Below are 7,898 nucleotides of genomic sequence, written 5' to 3' on the forward strand. Positions count from 1 at the left end.
TACTTTCAAATTGAAGTAAGTTCGAGAACTAATCAGAATGAATAAATCAATTCTGCTGATTGGTAGCAATGGTCAAGTGGGTAAAGAACTGCAACAAATTCTCCCATCTTACGGCAATGTTATCTCAGTGGCACGCCCGACAGTAGACTTTACCCAGCCTGATACTCTGTACAGTGTTATTAGATCAAAACAGCCGCAAATCATCATTAACGCTGCTGCTTACACTGCTGTAGACAAAGCCGAAAGCGAAGCCGAACTTGCTACTGCTATTAATGTTACTGCACCCCTAATTCTTGCCCAAGAAAGCCAAAAATTAGGAGCTTTTCTAATTCATATTTCGACCGATTATGTTTTTGATGGGAATGGGTGTAGCCCTTACCAGGAAACCAATGCGACTAATCCCTTAAGTGTCTATGGTAAAACCAAACTTGCTGGAGAAGAAGCTATTCAAGAAACTTGCGCCGATCATCTCATCCTCCGCACTGCTTGGGTTTATGGAACCTTTGGCAAAAGTAACTTTGTCAAAACCATGCTGCGACTAGGTGCAGAACGCCAAGAACTCCGTGTTGTCGCCGATCAAATAGGTAGCCCGACTTGGGCACAAGATATAGCCACAGTTATAGCCCAGATGATTCCCCAGTTAACCCCAGAAATTAGCGGCACTTATCACTACACTAATAGCGGCGTTGCTAGCTGGTATGACTTTGCGATCGCGATTTTTGAAGAAGCCCAACAGCTAGGCTTCCCTTTGAAAGTTGAACGTATTGTCCCCATTACAACCGCCGAATATCCCACACCAGCTCGTCGCCCAGCCTATTCTGTCCTTGCTTGTGGAAAAATTGCCACAATTCTAGGAACTTATCCCCCCTATTGGCGAAAAAGACTCCGACAAATGCTCACAGATTTGAAAATAGGGCATTGGGCATAGGGCATTGGGCAATAATCAATAGTTTTTCTTCCCCTGCTCCCCCTGCTCCCCCTGCTCCCTCATCCCCCCAGTTCCTATTCCCTATTTCCTTTGACTTTTTAAAACTCCCGTTTCTTGTTGTATGGGCAAGACATCTAAAATATCAGTTTGGGAACAATATTTTAAATCTTCTTGACAGTCAAGACGCAACAATCGTTGACCGTGACTAGCTTGGTGAAGTAATCCCAATAAGTTATCTTGCCACTTAGAGTAAAGAGCGATCGCATTAATTACTTCATCGTTACCAGCTAATTCCTCTGACGAGAACGTAATTTGCTCCAAAAGACTATGAGCGATCGCACCTGCACAAACTGTATCCTCTAGGGAAAAACTGCCTTCCCAACCGGAACCGACAATCCACACTGTCTCTGGTTGCTTATCCAGGAGAAATTGCACCACCGCCGCCCGGTTAATTAAGGCTGCTGCTAATACATTTGGGGAGTCTTGCACCCGTTGTAAGGCACGAGTGCCATTTGTGGTACTGATAAACAAGCGACGCCCTTGCACTAATTCTGGTGTGCAGTCGAGGGGAGAGTTACCCAACTCAAAGCCAGCTACTTTCGCGCCGCCGCGTTCTCCAGCCCGCAGACGTTTTTCAGGGGACCATTTTTCGCTAACTTTTATTAACTGATCTAAATCGCTGAATACTTGTACAGCTTCGCCTCCAGCTGCCAAAACTGTCGCTATTGTGCTAGTGGCTCGCAAGACATCGACTGCGATCGCACATTCTGGCGCTTCATCCGTTGGAGTCAATTCAGGAGTGTGGTATACGAATAGCTTCACGCGCTGGATACACCTGCTTTAATACTACTGCCGCAAATAACATTCTACCTAGTTGGTGTCACTAACTATAATCACAATTGCTGCGGGAGCATTTTGTCGCATCAAAATGCCCGATGTAACCCATTCAATACATAAAATACTCAAAAAGTCCATTTTTATGCTTTTAGACTTTCAGATTTGCTGCACTATCCTGTAATCTAAAACAAGAACAGACCTTTTAAAGCTGTATTTGGTATTCCAAGTTAGCACCACTACACATACTGACTAAGCTTGGCAAACAGAAACCGAAATTTTTACCTCCACTCGGCTCATCCAAAATCTCAAATCGAAATCGCTATGGCACCTTTACCCGATTACCGTCCTAAACAACTATCTGTAGGCCCGTTAGAAGCGGAAATTTTAAATATCATCTGGGAACTTGGTTCAGCCACAGTAAAGGATGTACACGATCGCATTCTGGCTGATCCCAACCGCGAATTAGCGTATACTTCTGTAACCACCGTCTTACGTCGCCTCACTGATAAAGGTTGGCTGGCGTGCGACAAGAAAGAGCGAGCATTCTATTGGCGACCCTTGCTGAGTAAGCAGCAAGCAGATGTGATCAAAGCTCATGAGCAGTTACAGCGATTTCTAGCAGTGGGAAACCCCGATGTTGTTGCTGCCTTCGCCGATAGTCTGGATGAAGCAGCTAGTGAGCAAATAGCAGCGATCGCCAAACGCATTCAATCAGCACGCCAAGCGAGGGAGGAAAAATGATGCATCTAATGATGATTTTGATTGGTTTGGCAGTTGCCTGGTGGTTAAGATCCTCTTGGAATCAACCCCAAGGTAGTTGGAGTTTGCGGTGGGGGCGATCGCTATTTTTGTTCCTCTTCCCCCCCTTGCTAATTTTCATGACAGCGATCGCTGTGCTATTTATGGGGCCCCAAGGACAAATGGGCGGGATGTATACAGGCTCAGTCAGCTATGTGGTGGCATTAATTTATTTGGCATTTTTTGCCATTTTATGCATTAAACTTGCTTTCCAGGGTTGGCAGTCTGTAGAATCTGCCCGTAACTGTCCTCTGGTGAATTTAGGGGATAAACGAGCCAGGTTACTGCAAACGGGGGCGTTGTTTGCGGGTCAAATTGGTTTTTGGCAACCAGAATTAGTGATTAGTCAGGGATTACTACAAACTCTCTCACCAGATCATTTAGAAAGTGTCTTAGCCCATGAGCAAGGGCATCATTATTATAGGGATACGTTCTGGTTTTTTTGGCTGGGTTGGGTGCGTACCTGCACTGCATGGTTGCCGAATACAGAGCCTTTGTGGGAAGAACTGTTAGCTTTGCGCGAACTCCGTGCCGACGGTTATGCAGCCTTGCAGGTAGACCCTCTGGTATTAGCGGAATCACTTTTATTAGTAGTTAGTAGCAGCTCTGTTTTATCAGAAATTTGCTGTGCTGCATTAGGTTCCTCTGGTGCAGGCGATCGCTTAGAACAGAGGATAGAAGCTTTATTAGCGCCACCAGAACCAACCCCAGAAGCTCAATTGCATTCCTGGCATGGATTTATATTAGCTTTCCTACCTTTAGTGACTGTGATATTTCACAGTTAATTTGAATTTAAAAAACTACTAAAGCACGAAGTTAGAATGATAGCGACTTCGCTCGTGTCTGTAATGATATCTGCACACCAGTTGCATAGTTAGTAAACCTTGTGCCAATTTTTGCTCAAGACAGTTCACTTCCGTCCTGCCAAGACTTGTTCGGCACTCAAATCCAGTTGTGGAAAAGTGGAAGAGATGATACGTTCAAGTCTTTGGAATGTTACTATCTTTTGAATAGGGCCAACAATCCAGTATTTAGGAATTTCGAGAATAGCATACTCTATTTCTGTTAACCAAGTTTGCAGCACCGGAAATGGATCTTCAGCTAGTTTATTTGCATCTGGATTAGGTAAGTATACTTTGCGGGGTAATCGCCATGCAGCTTCGATAATTTGTTGAGCTAAATTTTCAGCAAATCCTTTAAATTTTTAGCGCCTCAATAACGCTAATTAGTGAAGGGGTTGGAACAACTTGGGTAAGTTGGAAGCCTGCCTTTTGTAATAGCACTTGATATTCCTCCTCTGTACGTTCGTGTCCATCAGTCATAACTAGCATATTCAGGTCAAGCAACTTACCGAAAGAAGGTGCATTCCCAGGAGGAATTATTGTCTCAAACAGCAGGAGTTTACCATCCTGTGACATTGCCTGATGACAGTTTTTGAGAATGGCGATCGCTTTTTCTTCATCCCAGTTATGAATGATGTGCTTGAGAAGGTAAGCATCACCACCTGCTGTTATTGACTCAAAGAAGTTCCCTGACACTACCGTACAGCGGTGAGACAGCGCTGCGGGAGGGGCTTAAGTAGTGCTCTTGTCCCAGTTGGGAAATGGCAAAAAAACGCATTGAACCAGGAACATCCGTTTGTAACGTAGCAGCCAAGGGTGTTAAGCCAAATCGATGATGGTCATCTTCAGCAAATATACCCACACTAGCAAGCGCACGCAGTAATCTGTACAAAGATGGCACGTGAGTATCAGTGATTGCAGCTAGTTCCTCTACTGTCTTTGGCTGTTCCTTGAGGTAGTCAGCAATACCAAGTTTAGCAGCAGCGTGGATTGCCCGTGACACCCAAAAGCCAGAAATCATCTGGAGCATAACATCAGATGCAGGGACTTCAGTACTTATACTTGGTTCGAGTGAATTCATATTTCTGCAAATTCTTTTTAAAGTTCTTGATTTGTGGGTGTACACAATCACAACTCAATCATATCCGACCACGGGGACGATAAGCCTCTGACTTGACGCTGTGCGGATCGCAGACGAAAATACAATACATCCAAAGGATGAAGAAACCACTGATATTAGATGTGTCTAGACGTACCTAAAAATTAGAAGTTAAATTCAAAACATATTATATGGCACAGAAAGCCACCACTAGCGTCAAGGCGTTGCTATCTATTAGCGATCGCAAATTGTCATAAAATCCATTATCGAATTTACCAGGATATTTTAAAAGGCTTTCAAAATCATCCAGACAGAGGATGGGTAGCTTTCCTTGCTGTTTCCATTCCTTAACCACATCTGAAAATGCTTGACGATTAAGCGGTTTAGTCTTCAACAATTTTGCAGACTGCGTTGTTGCCATCCCTGAACATGACTCAGTAAAGCTTCGGCTACAGCCTCATAAATAGGACTTACGCATAAAAGCGTAGAGGTTCTTGTTCTAGTTGCAACTTCAGACGTTGTTGAACTGCCAGCATTTGTTTAGGACAAGCACCAAAGACCCATGATTCAAAAACGTTACAGCTGGATTAAGCAACCATAGATTATTGAAGGATAATCTAAAATCCAAAATTACTAAACTCCCCAGGCTGGATTCGAACCAGCGACCAATCGATTAACAGTCGATCGCTCTACCACTGAGCTACTGAGGATCACTCACAATTTATAATATTAAGGCTAAAAATAGGATTTGGCAAGTACTTTTGCCAATATTTTTTCTTAAATGCTTAATTAGAGAATTTTTACAGCCAAAATTCATTCAGAAACTTAAGCAGATACTTTTAAATACTAAATATCTATTGTAATCCCATTCGTAATTCAGCCAAACGCTGCCGCGCCTTAGCATCAATAGCATTGGCTAAAAACCTACTCTTAGATTGTTTGCGCGTATGATACTTCTGTCGCATCCGACAGACGGTAGCTTCCACTTCCCCACAGAGTTGTTGTGCCGACAACCATTCAGCCCCATACCCCTGTATCATCAACTGCTGTGCCCGATCTGAAGTAGCAACAATCACACGAGAAATCAAAGATTGGGCTATTTGCTGGCGCATAGACGCACAGGATTTTTCAATATAAGTATCTGCTGTTTGCCCAAAATCAGTGTAATAAACTGATAAAAGCTCAGTAATAATTTCTTTATTACTAGAGCAGTTCTGATATTGGGCATCAAAAACTATTTGAGTTGTATAACCTTGAAACGCACTGTAACCAGTCATCGCTTCCACAAGTTCGCCCCGTGCTGCCTCTAGTCCAACACTATCACGCGTTTTTTTTAGGCAAGGCCAAGCGCCTATTATATTGTAGCCGTCCACTAATAAAACGGCTTGGAGTAAGGAACGGGGCATGGTTTTTAATCACAATTTTCTAGAGTTTACAAAATTCATTCATAAGTTTTATAATAATTGATGCATTGTGTGTAACACTATGTTACACAAGACAAAAAATACGATAAGCTCATAAAACTCACCTTAGGATAGACGCACTAATTCAAAACGCGCCTTTTCACAAAGGCGCGTGTCAGTACTTTATTTAATAGTGCTGAGTAATCAAGAGTGCTGAGTGAAAAGTCACTTAACTTCTCTTCGGTGTCAGCCGCCGATCAAATCTTCTCCCTTAACGCTAGCCTCTCACGAATGGGAGAAGGGGAGACGTCAAGGGCGAACGGTGACCACTCGCTTCTCTACGAGACGCTGCGCGAACGCTCGAAGTCAAAAGTCAAAAAAGGGATACAATCCCACTTCGGCTCTCAACTCTTGGAGAGGCTGCGCCTTAAGCGTTGGCGCAGCCTAAGAAGAGAAGCTATGCCGCAGGCTTTACGACGCCGCTCAGGGCAAGCCGCTCAGTGCATCGCCTAAATTTATTTATGGGGTTCAAAATGTTTGACTTTTGAATGAGTGACTTTTGACTTCCCCGTTCGCGTAGTGTCTCCTAGAGTTGGGGCTAGACTGGGCACTTAATTAAGAAGCTTCTGTGTGTACCTCCATCAGACGTTGTTTAAGGCGCTGGGCTTCACCCTCATCAACAAGAGAACCTTTCTCTAGTAAGAAAGCGCCGTCACAGTAATTTAACTCGTCTAATCGATGCGTTACCCACAAGGCTGTAAGACCTCGACTTTTGACGAGGCGGCGGACACCAGCAACTAAATCTAGTTGGCTATCTGGATCTAGTAAGGCAGTGGGTTCATCTAATAATAAGACTTCACAGCGACGGGCGATCGCACCGGCGATCGCAACTCGCTGTTTCTGTCCACCAGAAAGTGCATAGATAGGGCGTCGTTGGAGGGTAAGCAAATTCACCGCCCCTAGCGCTTCTTCAACCCTTGCTCTGGTGGCAGCAGGTGGCAACTTTTCTTCCACCAATCCAAAAGCTACATCAGCACCAACCGTTGGCATCACTAGTTGATGATCCGGATTTTGGAAGACAAAGCCAACGGGGTGCAAAACCCGAATTCCCCCAGACTCAGGAGCTAATAGCCCCGCCAGCAGTCTGAGTAACGTTGATTTCCCACTGCCATTTGTACCCAAGAGCATCCAAAACTCACCCTTGGGTACTTCTAAAGAGCAAGATTTGATAACTTTCTCTCCATTCGGCCAACTAAAATTTAAATCCTTGACCTCAATGCCCACTTGAGCCATTTGTAAACCTTGATTACTCAGCAGCTACAGCGAAAAAGCCAGGTGGTCTGCCACCACCTGGGGTTGTACCATCTTTCTGAACAATCTGCACCCCAGCAATTTCACTAGCGCGGACAGCAATTTTTTTCTCTGTCTTGCCCTCACACTTGAGTTCCACAACGTCAGGGTTACCAGAGCGTATTGCTGCCAAAATAAGCTGATAGACAGCCTCAGCATCCTCTGCTGACTTACGTTGTACCGAGATAGGGAAAGCAGTGTTTCTGATGCTTAAGTCGATGGTAAACATTTAGCAATAATCAAATTTAACTGTAGGACTTCATTTTAGCGTCAGCTGAGTGATTCTAGGGAAGTAGGAGGATGAGGGAGATCAGGGGAACAAGGTAAAATTTTCTCCTTATCTAACTTTCTCTAGAGCAAAAATTAATTTTTATGACAAATACCCTAGAAAAATTAGCGATTTGCACCTAATATGATTAAAGGTGTGTAAAAAATTGTAAACTTGGTTAACAACCCAGTTAACTTTCTGCTTATGGAAGGCTTTATATATAGCCGTCTATAATACAGATACAACCTGTACTTATAAACATTTGGAGATTTGCTCTAATGACCATCGCAGTTGGACGCGCCCCTAGTAGAGGGTGGTTTGACGTTTTAGACGACTGGCTCAAGCGCGATCGCTTCGTATTCGTAGGTTGGTC

The 7,898-nt window shown here is 44.0% G+C and carries 11 protein-coding genes and 1 tRNA gene; 3 read left to right on the forward strand and 9 right to left on the reverse strand.

The genetic code is table 11. From position 1 onward, the window contains the following. Positions 1–37: 37 nt before the first annotated feature. Positions 38–928, forward strand: coding sequence for a dTDP-4-dehydrorhamnose reductase (gene rfbD, locus V7K48_RS19035; RefSeq protein WP_335074794.1), 891 nt, complete (start codon positions 38–40; stop codon positions 926–928). A gap of 81 nt (positions 929–1,009) precedes the next feature. On the opposite strand, the gene V7K48_RS19040 is transcribed toward rfbD, so the two are convergent. Continuing rightward, positions 1,010–1,750 (reverse strand): 2-phosphosulfolactate phosphatase family protein, encoded by a 741-nt coding sequence (locus tag V7K48_RS19040; protein WP_335074795.1) that lies wholly within the window; start codon positions 1,748–1,750, stop codon positions 1,010–1,012. 336 nt (positions 1,751–2,086) lie between these two features. Here V7K48_RS19040 and V7K48_RS19045 point away from each other — a divergent pair, with 336 nt between their 5' ends. Further along, positions 2,087–2,506, forward strand: coding sequence for a BlaI/MecI/CopY family transcriptional regulator (locus V7K48_RS19045; RefSeq protein ID WP_335074796.1), 420 nt, complete (start codon positions 2,087–2,089; stop codon positions 2,504–2,506). Continuing rightward, positions 2,506–3,348, forward strand: a complete 843-nt coding sequence (locus V7K48_RS19050; protein WP_335074805.1) for a M56 family metallopeptidase — start codon at positions 2,506–2,508, stop codon at positions 3,346–3,348. The genes V7K48_RS19045 and V7K48_RS19050 overlap by 1 nt, the downstream gene beginning before the upstream one ends. Before the next feature lie 125 nt (positions 3,349–3,473). Here V7K48_RS19050 and V7K48_RS19055 read toward each other — a convergent pair whose 3' ends face one another. From V7K48_RS19055 to V7K48_RS19090, 8 genes are all read right to left on the reverse strand, one after another. Next, positions 3,474–3,647, reverse strand: coding sequence for a hypothetical protein (locus V7K48_RS19055; protein ID WP_335074797.1), 174 nt, complete (start codon positions 3,645–3,647; stop codon positions 3,474–3,476). A 112-nt stretch (positions 3,648–3,759) separates the two neighbouring features. After that, complete coding sequence (locus tag V7K48_RS19060) at positions 3,760–4,101, reverse strand: methyltransferase (RefSeq protein WP_335074798.1); 342 nt, start codon at positions 4,099–4,101, stop codon at positions 3,760–3,762. Then, the gene (locus V7K48_RS19065) at positions 4,082–4,486 is read right to left on the reverse strand and encodes a methyltransferase family protein (RefSeq protein WP_335074799.1); all 405 of its coding nucleotides are present in this window, start codon (positions 4,484–4,486) and stop codon (positions 4,082–4,084) included. Before V7K48_RS19065 ends, V7K48_RS19060 begins: the two co-directional genes overlap by 20 nt. Before the next feature lie 205 nt (positions 4,487–4,691). After that, complete coding sequence (locus V7K48_RS19070; protein ID WP_335074800.1) at positions 4,692–4,925, reverse strand: hypothetical protein; 234 nt, start codon at positions 4,923–4,925, stop codon at positions 4,692–4,694. A 217-nt stretch (positions 4,926–5,142) separates the two neighbouring features. Beyond that, positions 5,143–5,214, reverse strand: a tRNA-Asn gene (locus tag V7K48_RS19075). A gap of 144 nt (positions 5,215–5,358) precedes the next feature. Continuing rightward, entirely contained in the window at positions 5,359–5,910 is a 552-nt protein-coding gene (locus V7K48_RS19080) for an NYN domain-containing protein (protein WP_322650974.1), read from the reverse strand. A gap of 612 nt (positions 5,911–6,522) precedes the next feature. Further along, a complete protein-coding gene (locus V7K48_RS19085; RefSeq protein WP_335074801.1) occupies positions 6,523–7,200 on the reverse strand; it encodes an ABC transporter ATP-binding protein in 678 nt (225 codons plus the stop codon). Between the two features lie 13 nt (positions 7,201–7,213). Further along, positions 7,214–7,486, reverse strand: coding sequence for a hypothetical protein (locus V7K48_RS19090; protein ID WP_334692389.1), 273 nt, complete (start codon positions 7,484–7,486; stop codon positions 7,214–7,216). Between the last annotated feature and the right edge of the window lie 412 nt (positions 7,487–7,898).

The sequence above is a fragment of the Nostoc sp. genome (assembly GCF_036919615.1).
GTDB lineage: Bacteria > Cyanobacteriota > Cyanobacteriia > Cyanobacteriales > Nostocaceae > Nostoc.

Coding starts and splice junctions, on each gene's coding strand:
- V7K48_RS19080 (WP_322650974.1), bottom strand. CDS start 5,910: ATGCCCCGTTCCTTACTCCAAGCCGTTTTATTAGTGGACGGCTACAAT.
- V7K48_RS19085 (WP_335074801.1), bottom strand. CDS start 7,200: ATGGCTCAAGTGGGCATTGAGGTCAAGGATTTAAATTTTAGTTGGCCG.
- V7K48_RS19045 (WP_335074796.1), top strand. CDS start 2,087: ATGGCACCTTTACCCGATTACCGTCCTAAACAACTATCTGTAGGCCCG.
- V7K48_RS19090 (WP_334692389.1), bottom strand. CDS start 7,486: ATGTTTACCATCGACTTAAGCATCAGAAACACTGCTTTCCCTATCTCG.
- V7K48_RS19070 (WP_335074800.1), bottom strand. CDS start 4,925: ATGGCAACAACGCAGTCTGCAAAATTGTTGAAGACTAAACCGCTTAAT.
- rfbD (WP_335074794.1), top strand. CDS start 38: ATGAATAAATCAATTCTGCTGATTGGTAGCAATGGTCAAGTGGGTAAA.
- V7K48_RS19050 (WP_335074805.1), top strand. CDS start 2,506: ATGCATCTAATGATGATTTTGATTGGTTTGGCAGTTGCCTGGTGGTTA.
- V7K48_RS19065 (WP_335074799.1), bottom strand. CDS start 4,486: ATGAATTCACTCGAACCAAGTATAAGTACTGAAGTCCCTGCATCTGAT.